A 23,780-nucleotide genomic window follows, 5' to 3' on the forward strand; every position below is an offset into this window, starting at 1 on the left:
GTAACTCATGTCAGAAAATTATGATTCATCGAGTATTAAAGTACTAAAAGGTCTGGATGCGGTACGTAAACGTCCGGGTATGTATATCGGCGATACCGACGACGGTACTGGTCTTCACCACATGGTGTTTGAGGTTGTCGATAACTCAATCGATGAAGCTCTTGCTGGTCACTGTAATGACATTATTGTAACGATTCATGAAGATAACTCTGTTTCGGTTAGTGATGATGGTCGTGGTATTCCAACTGAAATCCATGAAGAAGAAGGCGTATCAGCAGCAGAAGTTATCATGACGGTACTTCACGCTGGTGGTAAGTTTGATGATAACTCATACAAAGTATCGGGTGGTCTTCACGGTGTTGGTGTTTCGGTTGTAAACGCATTATCTGAAAAAGTTGAACTAACGATCCATCGTAAAGGTGAAATTTTTCAACAAACGTATTGTCACGGTGAACCTCAAGCGCCATTAGCGGTTGTGGGCACAACAGATACAACAGGTACCAAAATTCGTTTTTGGCCTAGTGACCAAACATTCACAAACGTTGAGTTTGTTTATGACATCTTAGCTAAACGTCTACGTGAACTTTCTTTCTTGAATTCTGGTGTGTCTATTATTTTACAAGACATGCGTGAAGAAGATAAATCTGATCACTTTATGTTTGAAGGTGGTATTCAAGCGTTTGTTACTCATTTAAACCGTAATAAAACGCCAGTTCACCAGAAAATATTCTATTTTGATGCAGAGCGTAAAGAAGACGGTATTGTTGTTGAAGTAGCGATGCAGTGGAATGACTCTTACCAAGAGAACATTTTTTGTTACACCAATAACATCCCACAACGAGATGGTGGTGCTCACTTATCTGGCTTCCGCTCTGCGTTAACTCGTACATTAAACACGTTCATGGACAAAGAAGGCTTTTCTAAGAAAGCGAAATCATCAGCATCAGGTGATGATGCGCGTGAAGGTCTAACGGCGGTTGTTTCTGTTAAAGTTCCTGATCCTAAATTCTCAAGCCAAACTAAAGATAAACTGGTTTCTTCAGAAGTGAAGTCTGCGGTTGAATCGGCAATGAATGAAAAATTAGCTGAATTCTTAGCGGAAAATCCAGGCGAAGCAAAAATGGTTTGTTCTAAAATCATTGATGCGGCTCGCGCACGTGAAGCGGCTCGTAAAGCTCGTGAAATGACTCGTCGTAAAGGCGCGTTAGATATCGCAGGTCTTCCTGGTAAGCTTGCTGATTGTCAGGAAAAAGATCCTGCACAATCTGAACTATACATAGTGGAAGGGGACTCTGCTGGCGGTTCAGCCAAGCAGGGACGTAACCGTAAAAACCAAGCGATCCTTCCGCTGAAAGGTAAAATTCTAAACGTAGAAAAAGCACGTTTTGATAAAATGATCTCTTCTCAAGAGGTTGGAACACTAATTACTGCATTAGGTTGTGGTATTGGTCGTGACGAATACAATCCAGATAAACTACGTTACCACAACATCATCATCATGACCGATGCCGATGTCGATGGTTCTCACATCCGTACTCTACTTTTGACTTTCTTCTACCGTCAAATGCCTGAGCTGATTGAACGTGGCTACATCTACATTGCTCAACCACCACTTTATAAAGTGAAGAAAGGTAAACAAGAGCAATACATTAAAGATGAAGAAGCGATGGGTGAATACCAAATTACGCAAGCATTAGACAATGCTGCGTTATTTGTTAATCCAAATGAATCTATCTTCGGTCAAGAGCTTGAAAACTTAATTCGCACGTTTAATGGTGTGGTTAAATTGATTGAGCGTATGAGCCGTCGTTACCCATTACCGCTATTAAATCGTTTAGTTTACACGCCTCGTTTAACTCAAGAAGAGTGTGAAAATGAAGCGACAGTTCAAGCATGGACTGAAGCATTAGTTGCTGATCTTAATGAGCATGAAACAGGTGCAAGCCAGTACAATCCGGCACTAGACTTTAACGAAGAGTTAAACATTCACCAGCCTAAGCTTGTTGTTCGTACTCACGGTGTTCAACATGAATACGTATTAAGTGCTGATCTACTGAACTCGAAAGAGTACGGTCGTATTGCTGATTTATCAGAAGCACTTAATGGTCTGATTGAAGAAGGTGCTTATGCACAACGTGGTGAGCGTAAACAACCAGTAGAAACACTGGATGAAGCTATTGCATGGTTGATTAAAGACTCTCGTCGTGGTGTTTATTTACAACGTTACAAAGGTCTGGGTGAAATGAACCCTGAGCAGCTTTGGGAAACAACGATGGATCCTGATTCTCGCCGTATGATGCAAGTAACGATTAATGACGCAGTAAGTGCGGATGAGTTGTTTACTACGCTAATGGGTGATCATGTTGAGCCGCGTCGTAACTTCATTGAAGAGAACGCATTACGTGTAGCTAACTTAGACGTATAAATTTTTAATTCTATATTTTGCCAGTTAGTCCTACTTCTGCGTCGAAGGTGCTCGCTTATATTCATAAGCTCCGCGCCTTCTCCTTGAACTAAGCGATTACAGCGGCAATTTATCTCAACTTAGAATTTAGATATATTAGGAAGCATTGCTGTTGGCGGTGCTTTTTTTTATCTGGAATTTGGGGGTTGTTTTCGTTTGTAGTTCAGTTGTTTAGTATTAGTTTTGAATGGGAGTGGAAAATATTTTTGGTTATATCTCTTGAAAATAAAATTACTGAGCCGCATATCTAATTATGAAGAGGATGCCGAAAGGGTCTTTTGAAAATGACTTGTCCAATATGGAAAGTCTTATAATTTGATAGAGGCAACTAAGGACCCAAGTTTGGGGTAGTTGTACTCACTATTGCTTAAAGTAAAGGATAGTATTATGCGTAATGTAGATTTCACTCCACTGTACCGTTCAGCAATTGGTTTTGATCGTCTTTTCAATCTAATGGAAAACAACACGGCAAAAACAAATGGCGGTTACCCTCCGTACAATATCGAGCAAAAATCAGAACATAACTACCGTATAACCATGGCGGTGGCTGGTTTTGCTGAAGAACAAATCGATTTAACTCAACATGAAAACATGCTGATTGTACGTGGTGAACGTCCTGATGCTGATGAAACTAAAACCTATTTATATCAAGGTATTGCAGAGCGTAATTTTGAGCGTAAATTCCAATTAGCGGATTACGTGAAAGTGGTGGGCGCAACCATGGAGAATGGTTTACTGCATGTTGATTTAGAACGTGAAATTCCAGAAGCGATGCAACCACGTAAGATTGCGATTAACGGCAATAACTTACTGGAAAGCTAATCGTAGATTGGTAAGAATTTGAAATGAAGGCGCTGTGATAGCGCCTTTTTTGTGTCTGTATTTTATTACTGCGGGTCTTAGAAATAGTGATGACTTATTGCTTTGGAATCACCAATGCTGTTTGTCATTGATGATCATTCAACACTTGATATTGCCATTTGTTGGTGATGGAAAAGCAATGAGTCATGAGTACAGAGTTTATCTACTCTGAATACGCCTTCAGCACTTCTTCTGCAATAATATCGATGCCTTTTTGCATCATGGCTTCATCTTGTACGTAGTTCATGCGTAAGCATTGGTGAGCATGATCCCAACTGTCGTCTTGGCCGATAAAGAAATACTCTCCCGGAACAATTAATACGCCACGTGCTTTCAAGCGTTTGTACAGTTCCATCGTTGTGATTGGCAGTTCATCAAACCATAGCCACAAGAAAATAGCGCCTTCAGGTTTATGAATACGAAAACGAGGATCGGTAATCGCGGTTTGTAGCATCTTAACTGCGGCTTGAGATTTATGGCGGTAGAAAGGCTGAATGACGTCTTCACTTAAACGTAATAAATCACCCGACCTAATCATGTGCAGACCCAACGCAGGCCCCATGCTTCCCGGCGCTAAACTGATAATGCCGTTTAGATTGGTCATCGCTTCCGTCATTTTCTCATTGGCAATCACAATGCCACAGCGTAAACCTGGTAAACCTAACTTAGACAGACTCATGCATAGAATGGTGTTTTCATTCCAAAATGGCGTAACTTCTTCAAAGATAATATTAGGAAAAGGGGTGCCATAAGCATTATCGAGAATTAATGGAATATTATTTTCACGCGCTAGTTTATCCAGCTTAATCACTTCATCATCAGTGATTACATTACCTGTAGGGTTTGTAGGGCGAGAAATACAGATAGCGCCAACAGAATCATTAACTTTTAGTTGGCTAAAATCGACGTGGTATTTAAATAAACCGTTGTCGAGCAATTCAATCTCTGGACGATAAGAAATGAAGCTATCAACTTCTAACTCAGAATCGGCATAACCAATGTATTCAGGCGCGAGAGGTAATAAGATTTTCTTTTTAGAGCCGTCAGCGTAAGTACCCGCTAATAAATTGAATAAGCTAAAAAAAGCACTTTGAGAACCGTTAGTTAGGCTGATGTTTTTGGAACTGATATCCCAACCATAGGTCTCTTTAAGTAGTTTCGCCAATGCCTTTACAAAGCTGTCTTTGCCTTGTGGCCCATCATAGTTGGCCATTGCTGCTACTAATTCACCAGAATCGAGCATTTTTTGTGAGGCGTTTTTAAAGTAGTCGAGCATGGCGGGAATGCCTGCAGGGTTACCGCCACCGAGCATGATCGCGCCAGGGGTGCGTAAGCCATCATTTAGGTCATCCATTAATTGGGTGATCCCACTGTAACGAGTAAATTTTTCGCCAAATTGAGTAAACTTCATTACGACTACCGTGATAATTAGAGAGTGGATGTATTGATTGTTTTAACAACATACCTCAACACCAAACAGAGATAAAGAGCCAAGATAGGCTCTTATTTCATTGCTTAGGCCGTAAACTGAAAGTGAATTTTGAGAAAGTGCTTATTTTTGCTACTCCCAAAGGGGTCTGCGAGGTATACTTCTTGGTTATATTTATCAACCATCGCGCGAATTAAATTATGCAAAAATACGATATCAAAACCTTCCAGGGAATGATCCTCGCGCTGCAGGATTATTGGGCACAACAAGGTTGTACGATTGTACAGCCATTAGATATGGAAGTGGGCGCAGGTACGTCTCACCCAATGACATGTCTGCGTGCACTTGGCCCAGAGCCAATGGCTACCGCTTATGTTCAACCATCTCGTCGTCCTACGGATGGCCGTTATGGTGAAAACCCTAACCGTCTGCAGCACTACTATCAATTTCAGGTAGCGTTAAAGCCTTCTCCAGATAACATTCAAGAGCTGTACTTAGGTTCTTTAGAAGTGCTTGGTATCGATCCTCTTGTTCATGATATTCGTTTCGTAGAAGACAACTGGGAAAACCCAACATTGGGCGCTTGGGGTCTAGGCTGGGAAATCTGGCTAAACGGTATGGAAGTAACGCAATTTACTTACTTCCAACAAGTTGGTGGCCTTGAGTGTAAACCAGTTACTGGTGAAATCACTTACGGTATTGAGCGTCTTGCTATGTACATTCAAGAAGTAGATTCGGTTTACGATCTTGTATGGAACCATGGTCCTCAAGGTGTAGTTACTTACGGTGATATTTTCCACCAAAACGAAGTTGAGCAATCGACTTACAACTTTGAACACGCAGACGTTGATTTCCTATTTGGTTTCTTCGATCAGTGTGAGAAAGAATGTAAAGAATTGCTTGAGCTTGAAAAGCCGCTACCTCTTCCAGCGTACGAGCGCATTCTAAAAGCAGGTCATGCATTCAACCTGTTAGATGCTCGTAAAGCTATCTCAGTAACTGAGCGTCAGCGTTACATTCTTCGTATTCGTAACCTAACTAAATCGGTTGCTGAAGCATACTATGCATCACGTGAAGCGCTAGGCTTCCCTATGTGTCGTTCTAATAAACCGACAGCAACTGAGGAGAAGTAATCATGGCGAAGAATTTTCTAATCGAATTAGGTACTGAAGAGCTTCCACCAAAAGCACTTCGTTCATTAGCTGAAGCGTTTGCTGCTAACTTTGAAGCTGGCCTTAAAGCGGCTGATTTAGCACACCAAGGTGTTAAATGGTATGCAACGCCTCGTCGTTTAGCGCTTAAAGTGGCTGAGTTAGACGAAGGCCAAGCAGACAAAATCGTTGAAAAACGTGGTCCTGCAATTGCGTCTGCATTTGATGCTGACGGTAATCCGACTAAAGCAGCTCAAGGTTGGACTCGTGGTAATGGTATTACTGTAGAACAAGCTGAGCGTCTAAAAACAGACAAAGGCGAATGGTTACTTCATAAAGAAGCAGTTAAAGGTCAACCGGTACAAGAGCTTATTGTTGAACTAGCAGCAAAAGCACTTGCTGGCTTACCAATTCCTAAAGCGATGCGCTGGGGTAACTCAGACATTCAATTTATTCGTCCAGTGAAAACACTGACTATCCTATTGGGTGATGAATTAGTTGAAGGTTCTATCCTAGGTGTTGCTTCTGCTCGTACTATCCGTGGTCACCGTTTCATGGGTGAAAGCGAGTTTACGATTGATTCTGCTGACCAATACCCTGCGATCTTAGAAGAGCGCGGTAAAGTAATGGCTGACTACGATGCGCGTAAAGCGATCATCCTTGCTGATGCTCAAAAAGCAGCTCAAGAAGTGGGTGGTATTGCGGATCTAGAAGATGAATTAGTTGAAGAAGTAACGTCTCTGGTTGAATGGCCTGTTGTATTAACGGCTAAGTTCGAGCAAGAGTTCTTAAACGTTCCTTCAGAAGCGCTAGTTTACACAATGAAGGGTGATCAAAAGTACTTCCCAGTATACGATCAAGAGAAGAACTTACTTCCTAACTTCATCTTTGTTACTAACATTGAATCTAAAGAGCCTCGTCACATTATCGAAGGTAATGAGAAAGTGGTTCGTCCGCGTCTTGCTGATGCTGAATTCTTCTTCAATACAGACCGTAAGCGTCCGCTTATCGACCGTCTGCCTGAACTAGAGCAAGCTATCTTCCAGAAGCAATTGGGCACAATCAAAGACAAAACAGACCGTATTACTGAGCTTGCTGGCTACATCGCTGAGCAAATCGGTGCAGATGTTGAGAAATCTCAACGTGCAGGTCTACTTGCTAAATGTGACTTAATGACATCAATGGTATTTGAATTTACAGATACACAAGGTGTTATGGGTATGCACTACGCAACACATGATGGTGAAGATTCTCAAGTCGCATTAGCGCTTTACGAGCAATATATGCCTCGTTTTGCTGGTGATGATCTACCAAGTACTGATGTATCTGCATCTGTAGCAATGGCAGATAAGCTAGATACACTTGTGGGTATCTTCGGCATTGGTCAAGCACCAAAAGGTTCTGACCCATTTGCACTTCGTCGTGCTGCACTGGGTATCCTACGTATCATCGTTGAAAAAGATTACAACTTAGACCTAGTTGATCTAGTGGCTAAAGCGCAATCTTTATTTGCGCTAGAAGATGGGTCAACTAAGCTAACGAATGCAAACGTAGACACTGACGTAATTGATTTCATGCTAGGTCGTTTCCGTGCATGGTACCAAGATGAAGGTTTCAGCGTAGACATCATCCAAGCGGTACTTGCTCGTCGTCCGACTAAGCCTGCTGATTTTGATAAGCGTGTGAAAGCAGTATCTCACTTCCGTGAACTAGACGCTGCTGAATCTTTAGCGGCTGCGAATAAGCGTGTAGGTAATATCCTTGCGAAATTCGATGGCGAACTGGCTCAAGAAATCGATCTTGCTCTTCTTCAAGAAGACGCAGAGAAAGTCTTGGCTGAGAAAGTTGAGATCCTAGCGGAAGCACTAGAACCTGTATTTATGGCTGGTAACTACCAAGAAGCATTAAGCCGCTTAGCTGAGCTACGTGAGCCTGTTGATGCTTTCTTTGATGGTGTGATGGTTATGGCTGATGATGAAGCGCTTAAGATTAACCGCCTAACATTGCTTAACAAACTACGTAACTTATTCTTAGATATTGCTGATATTTCTCTTCTTCAAAAATAGAAATTCATATATCTGATGAAATACCTCGCTCTGGCGAGGTATTTTTTGTCTAAATATCGAATTTTCGAAAATTAGAGGTTAATTATATAGCGAACAGTGACTACAATTGACATTCTTCTCTTTATATTAGGCTGCTGATTTCGATGAAATTATCTGTGTGCGCAACGCTTATCTCCCTTTCTCTTATGGTTGGGTGTCAAAGTACCTTATTACCATCTACGGATAATGCAAATTCTTCTTCACAGAATACTCCTGTAGTCTCAAGTGATTCGACGAATCAAGTCAGTGTATGTCCTTCATTGGGCATTCAACCTGTGACGGTTACCGTTTCAGAATTGTGGTCAGAAGGCGCGGTCGTCACAGATGCTTACTCTGGCAACATTGCTCAAGTGAAGGATGGTCAGATAACACTAACACCAAGCCGTCATAGTGGTGGATTACTGTTATTAGAATCAAACTCGGTACAGGAAGTTGAAGCAAAGAAGAACCATTTCCAATGGAAGAGTGCCACGTTTTATCATATCGCAACTGATCGTTTTTATAATGGAAACAGTTGGAATGACCACAGTTATGGTCGTCAAACCTCAGCACAAGGTTTTAAAGGCGGTGATATTGCAGGGTTAACGCAAAAACTGGATTACTTAGCTGAGCTAGGCGTTGATGTACTTTGGCTTTCGACACCATTAGAGCAAGTTCATGGCTGGCTTCCTGGAAAAAATGGCAATACACCAGAATACCCATACGCAGGTGGTGCCACATTAGATTGGACACAGCTTGATACAAATATGGGATCAGAGCAAGAGATGAGAACCTTTATCGATTCAGCTCATCAATTGGGAATGCGAGTGGTGTGGAGTATTGATACCGTTCCTTCTCAACCAAGCCTTGCCGATTTACAGCAATTCTCTATTCAACCTAAAGACAGCAGTGAACTGCCAAGTTACTGGAATGATTGGCATCCAAAAGAAGATCAGAATCTAACGCATTATTTAGATGCATTTAAAGGTGAAGATGGTCAGGTCCCACAATGGTGGTCTTCTGATTGGTTTAATCTAAATTATGAAGGGGTAGTGTCAACACCAATCTTCTTTACTAATAAACCGACAACTGCAGTGAGCCAAGTCAGTCAGGATAAATACACATTATTAACACAATGGGTGACTGAATGGGTAACCAAGTTTGGTATTGATGGCATTGTTTTAGCTCAATCAACGCCTAAGTTAACAAAACAATTTGAAGAACAAGGCAGTAAGGCATTTGAAGCATGGAAGAAAGACAATCAATATAAAGCGCTTGAAGGGGCTTCTTTTATTGTGGTCGATTTAGAAAATAATAACCATTTTATCCATCAAAAACAGTCAATTAATCCTGCTGAAAAACAATGTTTAACGTCATTAAATTATCAAATTGGTACTTCAGAGGAAAATGATGTATCAACATTAACATGGTTTGATAAAGATAAAAAACCAGAATTAAGCTCTGAGAATTACGCTCAATATCGCGATGCTGCATCAACCTTATTGTTGTCTAAAGGCCGTGTTTCTGTGTGGTATGGTGATGAAAGCGCTAAAGCTGGAGATTTGTATAGCATGATGAACTGGGATGAAATGACAGGAAAAAACAGGACATTAGCGGCTCACTGGAAGAAGTTACTTACATTTAGAAGCAATCATTCCTCTATTTCACAAGGTGAAAGCCAGGTTATTAAGCAAGAGCCTTACTATGCTTTTATACGTAAAAACGATACTGATAAAGTGATGGTTGTTTATACGGGAGAGTAGAACTCTCATGCTGTATTTCTTGTGTCATCAAAGTTTAATAACATCAGGATCAGAGTGTGATACTAGACACATAGCTTTTGATGTAGAGGTGATAATCTAGAGCTAGAATTAGTTGTATTGGTAGATGTTTCTTAAAGGATAGGAGCTTATCATGACTCGTTTTTTAGCTATCTCACCGCAAAGTCAGTGTTATCTATTTACCGTAGCGTTAGGACTTAATTTATTGGGTATGGTATTAACTGATATGTGGGTACCTATGGTGGTTGGGGCTATTGTGACAACTGGGCTTTCTGTTGATGCTTGGGTCCGTGTTCATTATGTATTGCCAATGAAAAAAGAAATGCGCAATTTGCAACACGAAATAGAAAGCATTCAAAAGCAAGTTCGAGACATCAGTACGCAAACTCAATAAATAGAATAAAGGCGATCAATGCGGTCGCCTTTATTGCTTCTTAAACTGATAATCCTTTTCGGATCAAAAATCGATAAGGGAGGGTATCTGTCTCTTCTGCAAGTAACTCATGATCCATAAAGCGGCAAAAGCTTGGAATATCACGAGTGGTGGATGGGTCATCTGCTTTAATTAGCAGAGTCTCGCCATCTTGCATCTGTCGGATTGTTTTTCTAACCATCATGACAGGCTCAGGGCAGCGTAATCCTTCCGCTTCTAGTGTTTGGGTTGCTGTATCAAAGTTGATGGTCATTGCTGTATCTCTTTACAATTAAAGGCGACCAAGATCATACTGCTGTAAAAAAAATAATCAATACACATTGGCAAAGAACTGAAAAGAGAGTAATTTATTTATTAACAATACATTAACATTTGACGGTTAACGTATTGTTTTAAATGTTCTTGGTTATAGAAAAAGTAATAGAAGGATCGCCATTATGCTTACTCAAATAGATCGCTTAACTATTTATTGTGTTCTTTGTTTTGTTACGATTTGTTCGTTAGTGCTGCGCACACCAGAAGATATTAACCTTTTCCCTTTAATTAGCCTTGCCTCCGTTATGGTTGCTCTTACTATCGAACTAAAAACATGGTCAGAAAGTGAAGCAGCAGAAGAGCAAGATTATTAATCCAGAATTAATACAATAAAAGATAACACACACTTAATTTTCCCGTCTCTTTATCATTCTTAACCCCAAACTAAGAAGTGAATAAATTGCGGGATTTTTTTTATTTTAAAAACCGTTAAACTACTTATTCGACCATTCGGTTATTTCAGATATAGGTTAGGTAATGGAACTAGAAGAAGTGTATCGCCGTGATTTAAATTTACTTATCGCACTCAAAGTTTTATTAGAAGAAAACAGCGTAAGCCAAGCTGCGATCAGATTGAATTTAAGTCAATCGGCAATGAGTCGAGTATTAGGTCGATTACGTGACTTGCTTGGTGACCCATTATTTACACGTCAGGGACAACATTTAGTCCCAACACAAAAAGCTTTGGAGATTAATACTCAAATTAATCAACCATTAGAGTCACTTCGCCAATTGCTTACTCCAAGTGATTTCACACCAATGCATTGCGAACAACACTTTTTGATTGCAACCACTGACTACGCAATGCAAACCATCTTGCCTTATGCGTTACCTAAAATTTATGAGCAAGCGCCGAATATTTCATTAGAATTTACCTCTCTAAATCATGAGAATTTGTTTAAACAACTGAGTACGGAAAAGGTGGATATGGCGATCTGTCGTCCGATAGGATCTGTGTCTCCATTAAAACAGGATGTGTTAGGCCAAGTTGGGGTACTGTGCTTACTTTCAAAAAATCATCCGCTTTCAGGCTCTCGCTTAACCTTAGATGATTATTTGTCATTACCTCATGCGATGATTGCAATTAGTGATGGTGTAAAAGCGTTATTGGATAATGCGTTATTAGGGCAGAGAGAGAGAAGGCAAGTATTGAGGGCGTATCATTTAGAAGCGGCATTAGCTATCGTTGATAAAATGCCATTAGTGATTACCGTTCCTGCAGATCTCGCTTATTTAATGGCAGATCGTTATGACTTAGTGATTAAGCCTTTACCGTTTGAATTTACCCCATTTGATTATTCTTTAATTTGGCATTCTCGTTGTGATTCTTCGCCAGCACAAACGTGGCTTCGACGCGTAGTAAAAGAAGAATGCGGTAAGTTAATTGAAAAACGTATTGAAGATATTGGGTTTGTATAACTTATTCTTTAGATAAGAAAAAGGCAGTGATTAAGCTGCCTTGGTTTACTGATGTTTTCACATTAACGCTAAGCTAGGTAGGGCTCAGCATTAAATTCTTTTAGCGAGTAAGACTAAATTTTGATAACTACACGACCCGTGATTTGACCGTTAGTTATGTCTTCTGCTGCTTGAATCGCATCATCAAGAGAGACTTCTTTAGTCGCTTGAGTGTAGAACGACTCAGGCAGAAGTTCGGCAAGTTGCTCCCATGCTTTAATGCGTTTTTCACGAGGGCACATTACAGAGTCAACACCTTGTAGGCGTACATTACGTAGAATGAATGGCATTACTGTTGTTGGTAAATCAAAGCCACCCGCAAGACCACATATTGCTACCGCGCCGTTGTAATCAATTTGCGCTAAGACTTTAGCTAATACTTTGCTACCAACCGTATCAATTGCGCCAGCCCATAGCTGTTTTTCTAATGGTTTTGCTGGTTCTTCTAGTTCACTGCGCTCAACAATGCGTGATGCGCCTAATGATTTAAGCAATTCACCATTTGAAGAAGCTCGGCCTGTTACCGCTGCAACTTTATAACCAAGTTGGTTAAGAAGAGTAATAGATACGCTACCTACACCACCGCTTGCGCCTGTGACTAGGATCTCACCGTCTTCTGGTTTGATACCTGCATCAACAATCGCTTGAACACATAACATAGCAGTGAAGCCTGCTGTACCAATCGACATGACTTTTTTAGCGTCTAAGCCTTTTGGCATTGGTACTAACCAATCACCATTTAGGCTTGCTTTTTCAGCCATGCCACCCCAATGACCTTCACCAACGCCCCAGCCAGTAAGTACAACTTCATCGCCTGCTTTATAACGAGCATCGTCTGATTGAGAAACAACACCAGCTAAATCAATACCTGGTACCATAGGGAAATTACGAACAATACGCCCTTTACCAGTAATCGCTAAGCCATCTTTGTAGTTTAAAGAAGAGTAGCTAACATTGATTTTTACGTTACCTTCAGGAAGTTGAGATTCATCGATCTCAGTAACAGCAGCAATAGTATTTCTTTCTTCTTGATTTAAAACGAGTGCTTTAAACATAATAAACTCCAATGAGATTAAATAGAGAATCAAATTTTGCATTTGATTGATGAGTTAAGTATAGGCGAGGCTTTTTTAGAAAAAAAATGATACTTAAACATGGAAACTATGCATTCTATGCATAGATGGTGTTATTAAAAAAATTTTAAAAAAAGCAAATAAGATCTTTACTTTTTATTGGATCGTGTTATTTTTCATCCTTGCTCTGATGTATAGAGTTATTAATACAAGCAATAAGTACAAGTAAAACCCTCAGAAAAATATCTTCGAAAAAGCTATTATCTCCGTGTTTCATTTCACTTTTCCAATCATTAATAATTGAACATTTCAGCAGATCGTTAGCAACGAATAAGCCTAACTGGATCTATTTATAATGTAATATGACCGTGTGCTATCGAAGTTGTGAAAATGCGTTGGCTTTATACCTAATATCGTTATTGGGCTATCTATTGTTCTAAAGACAAATAGATTGATGAGGTAAAGAACGTACAACTTCTCTATGTATAAATTACATAAGATAAATATCTCTTCTCAGGCTAAACAAGCGCATCGTATTGATGCATGTTTATACTAAAGTTAAGAAGGATATCTCATGTCTAAATCAACAGGCAGAAAGCGTTTTTGGTTCCACCAAGCGCGTGATACAAAAATCATCTCTAAAAAATAAGATGATAAAAGCGATACCAAATTAGGTATCAACTCGAAAAAAGTCGCCCAAGAAGGCGACTTTTTTAGTTTTTACGGTTTAGAATGTTTTGTCTAAGGTCGTTCGAATACCGTTGCGATACCTTGACCAAGGCCAATACACATAGTCGCAACACCAAGTTTAGCCCCAGTACGTTCCATGTTATTGATTAACGTTGTGGCAATTCGAGATCCAGAACAACCTAATGGGTGCCCTAGTGCAATAGCCCCACCATTCAAGTTAATTTTCTCTTCCATTACATCCATTAAGCCTAAATCTTTAATGCATGGTAGGGATTGAGCTGCAAACGCTTCATTCAATTCGAACAAATCAATCTCATCAACCGACAAACCTGCTCGCTTTAGTGCTTTTTGAGTTGCGGGTACCGGTCCATAACCCATTATTGATGGGTCACAACCCGATACCGCCATTGAGCGGACTTTAGCACGAATGGTTAAACCGAGTTCATTAGCTTTCTCTTCGCTCATGATTAACATTGCTGAAGCGCCATCAGAAAGAGCGGATGAACTACCTGCTGTTACGGTACCATTCGCAGGATCAAAGGCCGGTCGCAGTGCAGCTAACCCCTCAAGTGTAGTTTCAGCGCGAATGACTTCATCATGTTTTACCAAGGTGAGAGCACCATTTTCATCGTGACCTTCAATGGGTAATATTTCAGAATCAAAATGACCCTCAACCGTCGCTCTGTATGCTTTTTGGTGTGAAGCTAGTGCAAAGGCATCTTGTTGCTCACGAGTAATACCGTGCATCTTACCTAGCATTTCTGCCGTTAGCCCCATCATGCCAGAGGCTTTAGCCACACTTTTTGATAAACCAGAATGGAAATCAACCCCGTGATTCATAGGTACATGGCCCATATGTTCAACACCGCCAATAATGCAGATGTCAGCATCACCAACCATGATGGCGCGTGAAGCGTCGTGCAGTGCTTGCATAGATGAACCGCACAAGCGATTAACTGTTGTCGCAGCAATAGATTTTGGTAGGCCTGCTAATAATGAGGCATTACGAGCAATATTAAAGCCTTGCTCTAACGTTTGCTGAACACAACCCCAGTAGATGTCTTCGATTTGATTCGGGTCGACGTTTGGATTTCGCTCTATTAAGCCTTTCATTAAGTGCGCTGATAAATCTTCGGCGCGAGTATGACGAAATACCCCATTTTTAGAGCGACCCATCGGAGTACGGATACAATCAACAATAACTACATTTTTCATGATAAATCCTTCCTTAGAGTGATGCCGATACAGAGGGTGCTTTAGGGGCTGGGTAATAACATTCTCCTGCCGCCGCTTTTTGTTTAATGCTTTCTGGTACTTGGTAAACCGTGCCAAGTTGCTCAAACTCTTTTGCCATCTCTAAATAGGTCGGCAATCCAATAGAATCAAGGTAACGGAAAACCCCGCCTTTAAATGGAGGGAAACCGAGTCCATAAACCAGAGCCATATCGGCTTCAGCAGGTGAGGCGATAATACCCTCATCCAAGCAGCGAATGACTTCATTAATCATCGGGATCATCATACGAGCACTGATCTGCTCTGAGGTATAAGGTTGAGTTGTGTCTGTTACTGTTGCAATGATCGCACTGGTGCCATCATCCACACTTTTCTTTGGTTTACCTTTTCTATCTACGGTGTAAGCATAAAATCCAGTCCCATTTTTTTGACCGTAGCGGCTTTCATCAAACATCGCATCAATAATATCACGACCGTTTTTAGCCATGCGCTCTGGAAAACCTTGTGCCATCACCGCTTGAGCGTGATGAGCTGTATCAATACCGACAACATCAAGTAAGTAAGCTGGTCCCATTGGCCAACCAAATTCTTTTTCCATCACTTTATCGATCTGTTGGTAATCACCACCATCACGGAGTAATAAGCTAAAGCCTGCAAAATAAGGGAAAAGAACACGGTTTACAAAGAACCCTGGGCAGTCATTAACAACAATTGGGGTTTTACCCATTTGAGAGGCGTAAGCAACGACGCGATCAATGGTTTGTTGTGAGGTTTTCTCACCACGAATAACTTCAACTAATGGCATACGATGAACAGGGTTGAAGAAGTGCATACCACAGAAATTTTCAGGACGCTTGAGTGATTTTGCTAATAACGAAATTGGAATAGTTGAGGTATTCGACGCTAAGATTGCATTTTCGTTAACTTCACCTTCTACTTCTGATAAAACAGCCGCTTTGATTTTTGGATTCTCAACCACAGCTTCAACAATGACGTCTTTGCTCTCAATGCCACCATAGCTTAAAGAGGGAGTAATAGAAGAGAGCACTTGTGCCATTTTTAAACCAGACAAACGGCCACGCTCTAATTGCTTATTAAGCAGTTTAGAGGCTTCATTCATTCCGAGATCTAATGATGCTTGAGCAATGTCTTTCATTAGAACAGGCACACCTTTCGATGCCGATTGATAAGCGATACCACCGCCCATAATGCCAGCACCAAGAACCGCAGCGTTAGTTACGGGTTCACTGTTTTTAACCGCTTGTTTGGCTTTGCTTTTCACGAACTGATCGTTTAAGAAAATGCCTACGAGTGATTTAGCAACATCAGTACGAGTTAGAGCAACAAAGTGCTTGTTCTCAATCGCTAGAGCTTCATCACGACTCATACCAGCACTTTGTTCTATCGATTTAACCGCTGTAATTGGCGCTGGATAATGTTTCCCTGCCATTTTCATTATCATGCCTTTAGCGACATTAAATGACATCGCAGCTTCTAATGGTGATAGTTGTAATGGGGCTTTCTTTTGTTCGCGGCGTTGTTGCCAATTTAGTTGGCCACTTATCGCCTGCTTAAGCATAGAAACAGATGCGTCTATCAAGGTTTCACGTGAAACAACACCATCAACCATACCTAATGTTAATGCGTCTTTAGCACGTTTTGGCTTACCTGTCGTGATGACTTCCATCGCAGGATCGGCACCAATTAAGCGAGGTAAACGAACAGACCCGCCCCAGCCAGGCATAATACCGAGTTGTGTTTCAGGTAATCCGATCGATGCGGTTTCATCCGCTAAACGGAAATCGGTAGCAAGTACACATTCACAACCGCCACCAAGAGCAAATCCAGTAATTGCGGTTAGCGTAGGGACAGGAAGGTCTTCTAGTTTATTAAAGATAACGTTGGCTTGATGAAGCCATGCGCTGAGCTCTTCAGGCGGAGTATCAAATAACCCAAGAAACTCAGTAATATCCGCACCCACAATAAAAGTATTCTTACCAGATGAGAGTAAGAGTCCTTTTAATTCTTTCTGTTCGTAAAGTGCATCAATGGCTTCGCCAAGCGATGGTATAGTGGCAAGGTTGAGCTTATTAACACTGCCTGTCGCATTAAACACTAAGTGAGCAATGCCTGATTCGATATAGTCTACAGAGAGGTTTTCACCTTGATAAATCATTTTCTATCTCCATGAAATAAAAACCAGATCCGAGTATTCGTTATTATAATAATCTGGTTTGACCAGTTAATAGTGGTGCTAAAGTAAACAGATATCAAATTAAACTTAACATTTTATTTACGTTTATCTTGGTTGATCACAAATTTTCTTTCTTCGGTTGGCGAATAAATATCAGCATAGAAAGCGTAAATGTCACCAGAAGTGATACACTTTAAGGTTCCGTTTTTAGTATCAGTGTAGTCTATGAGTGATCAGCCATATCAAGTCCCAAAAGCGATGGCAGTATTTGAAGAAGAGATAAAAAAGAGCGTTTTTATTACTTACCTTGCTAGAACCGCATCGATTGATGAGGCAAAAGCGTTTGTGGCAGAAATAAAAGCGAAGCACTCTGATGCTAGACATAATTGTTGGGGCTTTGTTGCTGGAAGGCCAGAAGATTCGATGAAATGGGGCTTTAGTGATGATGGTGAACCCTCAGGTACAGCAGGAAAGCCGATACTTGCTCAATTAAGTGGCTGTGGTATTGGTGAAATTACAGCGGTAGTGACTCGCTATTCAGGTGGTATCAAACTCGGTACTGGCGGTCTTGTTAAAGCGTATGGTGGCGGAGTTCAGCAGGCCCTGAAATTGATAGAAACGGAAGAAAAACGCATTACTGCTCATATTATTTTGCATTGTGACTATAACTTAGTGAGTTTGGTCGAAACATTACTGTACCAATATGAAGGACAACAGGTGACGGCGGATTATAGTGATAAAGTTGTAATGACATTAGAATTAGAAAAACGTGTCATTACTGAATTTAAAACCGCGGTGATTAATAAAAGCGGTGCCAAAATTGAATTTCCAACAAAGTAGTTCAATTCATATAAACCATTAGGATGTGAGTGACGCAAAGCGTTCAATAAATCATGCAGTTTCGTTCAATTATTCGAATCGTGGGTACCTTACTCGCGGTTTTTAGTTTTTTTATGTTGGCTCCGGCTCTTGTCGCGTTTATTTATCGTGACGGTGCTGGTGTGCCGTTTGTTATTACCTTTTTCCTATTGTTAGCTGGAGGCGGTGCGCTTTGGTTCCCTAACCGCCAACATAAACAAGAGTTAAAATCTCGTGATGGTTTTCTGATTGTTGTTCTCTTTTGGATGGTAATCGGTAGTGCTGGTGCGCTTCCATTTTTGCTATCAGGAACACCTGATATTTCGGTAACTAATGCCTTTTTTGAATCTTTTTCTGGGTTAACGACAACAGGTGCAACAGTTCTTACTGGTCTTGATCATCTTCCTAAAGCGATTCTATTTTATCGTCAACTTCTTCAATGGTTTGGCGGTATGGGTATTATTGTTTTAGCTGTTGCGATTCTTCCGGTGCTAGGCATCGGTGGTATGCAGCTTTATCGTGCTGAGATCCCGGGGCCAGTAAAAGATTCAAAAATGACACCAAGAATTGCAGAAACCGCAAAAGTGCTTTGGTACATCTATCTAACGTTAACTATTGCTTGCACTTTAGCGTTTTGGGCGGCAGGAATGGATTGGTTTGATGCGATTTCTCATAGCTTTTCAACTATAGCTATTGGTGGCTTTTCTACCTATGATGCGAGTATGGGACACTTTAACAGTCCTGTAATTAATGCCATTACGGTTGTCTTTTTACTTATATCGGCCTGTAACTTCTCGCTGCATTTTGCAGCGTTTGCTTCCGGCGGTGTTCATCCAAAATATTACTGGAAAGATCCAGAGTTTAGAGCCTTTATCTTTATCCAAGTATTATTATTTTTAGTTACCTTTTTATTGTTATTAAAGCACAGTACTTACGATTCAATTGGCGCAGCAGCAGACCAAGCATTATTCCAAACCGTATCTATTTCAACAACGGCAGGGTTTACGACAACCAGTTTTTCTGAGTGGCCATTATTCTTACCTGTTTTATTGCTATTTTCTTCGTTCATTGGTGGTTGTGCTGGGTCAACCGGTGGCGGGATGAAGGTTATCCGTATATTGTTACTTTCTCTGCAGGGGATGCGTGAACTAAAACGCCTTATTCACCCAAGAGCTATTTTTACGATTAAGATTGGGACAAAAGCTTTACCTCAACGAGTAGTTGATGCTGTGTGGGGGTTTTTCTCTGCTTATGCATTGGTGTTCGTTGTTTGTATGCTGGCATTAATTGCGACCGGCATTGATGAATTAACCGCGTTTTCAGCGGTGGCTGCGACACTAAATAACTTAGGTCCGGGATTGGGGGAGGTTGCGGTACATTTTGGTGAAGTAAATGATTCAGCAAAATGGATTTTAATTATCTCAATGCTATTTGGTCGTTTAGAAGTATTTACGTTACTTATTTTGTTCACGCCGACGTTTTGGCGTAGTTAGTTTTTAGTATTAAAAAGATTTAAGAGGTTACTGTGGAAAGAGTATTACTTCTTCACTCAAGCCGTGAAGGTCAAACGATTAAGATATTAGATTACATTGCGACTAAGTTAGGAAGTAATGTTGATTGCCAGTTGGTTGATTTACATCAACCAGTAACGGTATCATTTTCAGATTATGATCGTGTTGTGATTGGTGCTTCTATTCGTTACGGTCATTTGAACAAGAAACTGTATCAATTTATCGCTCAGCATCAAGTGGCTTTAGAGCAAGCCAAGGCTTCATTTTTTATTGTGAATTTGACGGCTCGAAAAGAAGGGAAAGATACACCAGAAACCAGTGCTTATTTTAAGAAGTTCTTATTAAAATCACCATGGGTTCCTGTCCTACAAGATACCTTTGCCGGGGCGCTGTTTTATCCTCGTTATAACTTCTTTGATAGATTTATGATTCAACTAATCATGAGAATGACCGGTGGAGAGACCGATCCGACGAAAGAAGTTGAATATACGAACTGGAAACGAGTAGATCAATTTGTTGATAAGATAAAACTCGGTTAAATTCTATTCGTTTTTAGTAAAATAGTGCGATAGAAGTAGAATTTTTAGTTTAGATTCATATTTTTAGCGTGCAAAGTATGGATTTTATTGTGGAAGTCATTACAATAGCACGCACAACAGGGGTGTAGCTCCAACTGGCAGAGCAGCGGATTCCAAATCCGCGTGTTGGGAGTTCGAATCTCTCCACCCCTGCCATATTTAGAGAAGGCTCATATCGAAAGGTATGAGCCTTTTTGCTATCTGCGGTTTGAGAAAAGAGCTGCGGATTCCCCCACCATAAGAACGCGCGTGTTGGGAGTTTGAGTTTCTCCACCCCTGCCATATTTAGAGAAGGCTCATATCGAAAGGTATGAGCCTTTTTGCTATCTGCGGTTTGAGAAAAGAGCCGCGGATTCCCCCACCATAAGAACACGCATGTTGGGAGTTTGAGTTTCTTTACCTTTGCCATATTTAGAAAGCATGATCTTTTGGGTTTAGAAAAGTGTGGTTAATTTCGCAAGTAACAAAAAAACATTGAGAATAATAATCATTTAGACAATGCCCTTGCATTTATACATTATTTATATTTAGATCAGAACCTTATAAAATATAAATATAATTACTAGGATGCATTATGAAAACTTATTGGTTACCAATAGCTTTTTCTTTATTCGTTACAGGCTGCGCAACTCACTCCGTTACACCAATAAAAGCAGACCCTCACTGGGTCAGTGAACAACTTGATAATGGGCTTCGTTATCATATCTATCCAGATACCGAAAAAGAGGTCTCTGTGAGGCTAATTATTCACGCTGGTTCATTTCAAGAAACACAAGATCAAAAAGGGTATGCACACTTTGTAGAGCACATGGCTTTCAATGGAAGTGAACATTTTTCTCAAAATGACGTTATTTCTTTATTTGAAAATGCAGGGCTTAGCTTTGCTGCTGATATTAATGCGTATACTTCTTATGAGGAAACCGTTTATAAACTAGATCTTCCCAATAATAGTGAATTAAATAATGCACTCACTTGGATGCGAGATATTGGAGATGGTATTGAGCTTTCTTCCCAAGAAGTAGAAAAAGAGAAAGACGTTATTCTTGGTGAGTTTAGATATTCTAGACTTGAAGAGAAAGATGTATCGACACAGTTTTATGAGCATATGACTAACAATTCATATGATGCTTATGATCCTCTTGGGAATGAAGAATCTGTTCTTTCAGCGTCTTCAGAAACATTAAGAGAATTTTATAAGAAATGGTATCAACCGCAATTAGCAGAAATAGTGATTACGGGGGATGTTACCTTAGCACAAGCGACTGAGCTCGTTAAAACACATTTCTCTTCATGGGAAAAAGGAACTACCACGGTAACGACAATGGAAAAGGAAGTATTAAATACCTCTGATTTTATTGGTTATATTGCGGGTGGTGAAGCTCCAAGTATTAACATGGTTATTGATCGTGGAAATTCGAATATTCAAAGCAGAGAACAGCAACATCAACTTTGGTTAGATTATATTTCTCAAGAATTAATTAAACAAAGAATGAATGCTGCATTTTTAGATGCAGCAATGCCTGCTCAATGGATTTATTCAACGGAATATTTTGTTTCAGACAGTCGTTACTCCATTTCTTCAGTATCATTCCCGGCACGTTATAGAGATCAAAGCGAAACGCAATTTTTAGAGGTGTTGGCTTCTTTGCGTGATTTTGGTGCAACGGCTAATGAGCTAGAAGACATAGTAAAATACTATCAATATGAATTAGATTATATTGTTAAAAACCAAGATGATTTGAACGCTGTTAATCATGCAGAAACTAAATCAATGAATATTGTTAACCAACAACCAAGTCAGTCTATTTTAGATTATAAGGAAAGTTTGGAAGCTTTTCTTTCTATGGTCGACCTTAAGGTTGTTAATCAACATATGCATGATTTCCTATCAAGCTCTTACCAGTTTGGTATTGGCTTAGGTGCGAGTGAAAGTATTAATGCCACGAAACTAAGGATCCCTGAGTTAAGGTCTCTGTATAATAAGAAGGGTAATAAACCTTTGCTTAATAATATAACCTCTGCTTTCCCTGTTCCTGCTACGGCTGGAGGCATTCTTTCTGAAGAATTGATACCGAGTGAAAGAAACCTAACAAGCTGGACGTTAGATAATGGTATAAACGTATTGTATTTAAGAGATGCAAATTCTGGGGATGACATCAGTATTTCGTTAGCGAGCAAAGGGGGAATGGCAGCATTGACTCCAAACCTTATTCCGGCAGCAAACATTGCAATTCCTGTTGCTAGTCGTAGTGGGTTAGGCAAGCTTACTGGATCTCAGCTAGATGCACATTTAAGACGTAATGATATTGAGCTTTATCCATATATTAACTTTACTCATCATGGTATTGAGATTTTCACTGATAGAGAAGGGGTTGCTGAAAGTTTTGCTGTTTTATCAACATTGATGTCTGAGATTAAAGTCGATGCAGATCAGCTTAAAGCGGTAAAACAAGAGTTTAATCAAAATCGCAGTGCATACCTAGAAACACCATTGGGTAAATTTACTCAAGCGATTAACCATAATACGTATGTAGTAACGAGCAGTCATCGATTACAGGAAGGTGATGGGGTGGTTGATGTAACTGATGAACAAATAAAAAAAATTCACCAATTATTATTCCAACAGAATAGAAATTATCAATTAGTGATTGTTGCTGATCTTAAACCCACAGAGTTAAAACCGTTATTACGTCAGTATGTTGCGAGTATCCAATTAGCTAACTCTGAACCTGTTAACTATGCTGCTGGCTATAAAGAATCATTTAAACCTAGCTTTACAATGGCAGTTAATACCGAAAATAATAGTCATTATATCGCTCATTTTATTGCGAATAAGGTTGATGAGAATCAATCTGCAAAATCCTTGTTTATGGAAGATATGCTGCAGCGTATTGTTTCTAAACGTTTGATGTCTTATGTGCGTGAAGAGTTAAGCTTAGACTATGCGCCTTATGCCGAAATTATCAACTCTGATGGTGAATTACGAAGCAATTGGATTGTTGGTGCTCAGGTGGCTCCAAAAAATGCAGAGCTTATTGAGTCAGCGATAGACAAAGTGATTAGCGATTTATTAGGGGGAGTATCTGAGGAGGAAACCCGTTCTGCTGCAAAACAGTTAGTGGTTGATTTATCTCCGATGAAAAATAACTCATCACAACAAGCTTGGCTATTTACGCGATACACAATACATGGTTATGGAATTGATGCGCTATTGAATATTCAAAAGACGGCAGATTCGATACATTCACTGGAGATGACTGCATTAATTCAGAGCACATTCGGAGAAGGGGTTCGCAAGTCAACATATCTAGCAACGCCAACAATTCGATAATTTCTTGCTTTGTTATGAAAATAAAAAAACGTGATCTATATCTTGTTTTTTGGGGTGTAAGCAGTACAATTTGCTGCTTAATTAATCTCTAAGGTTTTATAACAATGAATTACGATTTAGGTGCTGTATATCTTGGTCAACTTGCTGCAAAGAATATGCTAAACGAAGAAATGTATGGCAAACAGCAATCAAGAAAGAAAAAAACAGCGGTAATAAAAAAACTTTGGAAAGGATTCGAAAGCGTAAATACTAAGATGGTTAACGCGGTGAGTGGTTACACTCCAGTGCTGACTTGGTAAGTATTTACGAAATGATAAAAGGCGCTTAAATAATTAA

General features: G+C 40.1%; 18 protein-coding genes and 1 tRNA gene. 14 read left to right on the forward strand and 5 right to left on the reverse strand.

Annotated features, from left to right (window positions below; genetic code table 11):
• The first annotated feature begins 7 nt into the window (after window positions 1-7).
• Both gyrB and ibpA read left to right on the forward strand, forming a co-directional pair.
• Window positions 8-2,425, forward strand: a complete 2,418-nt coding sequence (gyrB, locus tag BTO22_RS17660; protein ID WP_060993458.1) for a DNA topoisomerase (ATP-hydrolyzing) subunit B — start codon at window positions 8-10, stop codon at window positions 2,423-2,425.
• Window positions 2,426-2,851: 426 nt separating this feature from the next.
• A complete protein-coding gene (gene ibpA, locus BTO22_RS17665; RefSeq protein ID WP_023604444.1) occupies window positions 2,852-3,286 on the forward strand; it encodes a small heat shock chaperone IbpA in 435 nt (144 codons plus the stop codon).
• Between the two features lie 202 nt (window positions 3,287-3,488).
• On the opposite strand, the gene BTO22_RS17670 is transcribed toward ibpA, so the two are convergent.
• The gene (locus BTO22_RS17670; RefSeq protein ID WP_105056628.1) at window positions 3,489-4,736 is read right to left on the reverse strand and encodes a valine--pyruvate transaminase; all 1,248 of its coding nucleotides are present in this window, start codon (window positions 4,734-4,736) and stop codon (window positions 3,489-3,491) included.
• 218 nt (window positions 4,737-4,954) lie between these two features.
• On the opposite strand from BTO22_RS17670, the gene glyQ reads away from it, so the two are divergent.
• From glyQ to BTO22_RS17690, 4 genes are all read left to right on the forward strand, one after another.
• Entirely contained in the window at window positions 4,955-5,887 is a 933-nt protein-coding gene (gene glyQ, locus BTO22_RS17675) for a glycine--tRNA ligase subunit alpha (protein ID WP_060993456.1), read from the forward strand.
• Between the two features lie 2 nt (window positions 5,888-5,889).
• The gene (gene glyS, locus BTO22_RS17680) at window positions 5,890-7,971 is read left to right on the forward strand and encodes a glycine--tRNA ligase subunit beta (RefSeq protein ID WP_105056629.1); all 2,082 of its coding nucleotides are present in this window, start codon (window positions 5,890-5,892) and stop codon (window positions 7,969-7,971) included.
• A gap of 143 nt (window positions 7,972-8,114) precedes the next feature.
• Window positions 8,115-9,752, forward strand: coding sequence for an alpha-amylase (locus BTO22_RS17685; protein ID WP_105056630.1), 1,638 nt, complete (start codon window positions 8,115-8,117; stop codon window positions 9,750-9,752).
• 151 nt (window positions 9,753-9,903) lie between these two features.
• Entirely contained in the window at window positions 9,904-10,164 is a 261-nt protein-coding gene (locus BTO22_RS17690; RefSeq protein ID WP_105056631.1) for a hypothetical protein, read from the forward strand.
• Window positions 10,165-10,204: 40 nt separating this feature from the next.
• On the opposite strand, the gene tusA is transcribed toward BTO22_RS17690, so the two are convergent.
• Window positions 10,205-10,456, reverse strand: coding sequence for a sulfurtransferase TusA (gene tusA, locus BTO22_RS17695; RefSeq protein ID WP_105056632.1), 252 nt, complete (start codon window positions 10,454-10,456; stop codon window positions 10,205-10,207).
• 184 nt (window positions 10,457-10,640) lie between these two features.
• Between tusA and BTO22_RS17700 the strand changes: the two genes are divergently transcribed.
• Window positions 10,641-10,832 carry a hypothetical protein gene (locus BTO22_RS17700; protein ID WP_105056633.1) on the forward strand — a complete coding sequence of 64 codons (192 nt, stop codon included), beginning with the start codon at window positions 10,641-10,643 and terminating at the stop codon, window positions 10,830-10,832.
• A gap of 163 nt (window positions 10,833-10,995) precedes the next feature.
• Window positions 10,996-11,937 carry a LysR family transcriptional regulator gene (locus tag BTO22_RS17705; RefSeq protein ID WP_105056634.1) on the forward strand — a complete coding sequence of 314 codons (942 nt, stop codon included), beginning with the start codon at window positions 10,996-10,998 and terminating at the stop codon, window positions 11,935-11,937.
• Window positions 11,938-12,050: 113 nt separating this feature from the next.
• Here BTO22_RS17705 and acuI read toward each other — a convergent pair whose 3' ends face one another.
• The 3 genes from acuI to fadB all read right to left on the reverse strand — a co-directional run bounded on the left by acuI (window position 12,051) and on the right by fadB (window position 17,148).
• Window positions 12,051-13,031 carry an acrylyl-CoA reductase (NADPH) gene (gene acuI, locus BTO22_RS17710; RefSeq protein WP_105056635.1) on the reverse strand — a complete coding sequence of 327 codons (981 nt, stop codon included), beginning with the start codon at window positions 13,029-13,031 and terminating at the stop codon, window positions 12,051-12,053.
• 759 nt (window positions 13,032-13,790) lie between these two features.
• Entirely contained in the window at window positions 13,791-14,954 is a 1,164-nt protein-coding gene (gene fadA / locus BTO22_RS17715) for an acetyl-CoA C-acyltransferase FadA (RefSeq protein WP_105056636.1), read from the reverse strand.
• Between the two features lie 13 nt (window positions 14,955-14,967).
• A complete protein-coding gene (fadB, locus tag BTO22_RS17720) occupies window positions 14,968-17,148 on the reverse strand; it encodes a fatty acid oxidation complex subunit alpha FadB (protein ID WP_105056637.1) in 2,181 nt (726 codons plus the stop codon).
• A 243-nt stretch (window positions 17,149-17,391) separates the two neighbouring features.
• On the opposite strand from fadB, the gene BTO22_RS17725 reads away from it, so the two are divergent.
• From BTO22_RS17725 to BTO22_RS17750, 6 genes are all read left to right on the forward strand, one after another.
• A complete protein-coding gene (locus BTO22_RS17725; RefSeq protein WP_105056638.1) occupies window positions 17,392-18,006 on the forward strand; it encodes a YigZ family protein in 615 nt (204 codons plus the stop codon).
• A gap of 53 nt (window positions 18,007-18,059) precedes the next feature.
• Entirely contained in the window at window positions 18,060-19,517 is a 1,458-nt protein-coding gene (locus BTO22_RS17730; protein WP_105056639.1) for a TrkH family potassium uptake protein, read from the forward strand.
• A gap of 32 nt (window positions 19,518-19,549) precedes the next feature.
• Window positions 19,550-20,074: a menaquinone-dependent protoporphyrinogen IX dehydrogenase gene (hemG, locus tag BTO22_RS17735; RefSeq protein ID WP_105056640.1), complete on the forward strand. Its 525-nt coding sequence runs from the start codon at window positions 19,550-19,552 to the stop codon at window positions 20,072-20,074.
• Between the two features lie 118 nt (window positions 20,075-20,192).
• Window positions 20,193-20,269, forward strand: a tRNA-Trp gene (locus BTO22_RS17740).
• Window positions 20,270-20,687: 418 nt separating this feature from the next.
• Window positions 20,688-23,444: a M16 family metallopeptidase gene (locus BTO22_RS17745; protein WP_105056641.1), complete on the forward strand. Its 2,757-nt coding sequence runs from the start codon at window positions 20,688-20,690 to the stop codon at window positions 23,442-23,444.
• Window positions 23,445-23,548: 104 nt separating this feature from the next.
• Window positions 23,549-23,743, forward strand: coding sequence for a hypothetical protein (locus BTO22_RS17750; protein WP_105056642.1), 195 nt, complete (start codon window positions 23,549-23,551; stop codon window positions 23,741-23,743).
• Window positions 23,744-23,780 lie beyond the last annotated feature (37 nt).

The sequence above is a fragment of the Aliivibrio sifiae genome (assembly GCF_002954705.1).
Taxonomy (GTDB): Bacteria; Pseudomonadota; Gammaproteobacteria; order Enterobacterales; family Vibrionaceae; genus Aliivibrio; species Aliivibrio sifiae_A.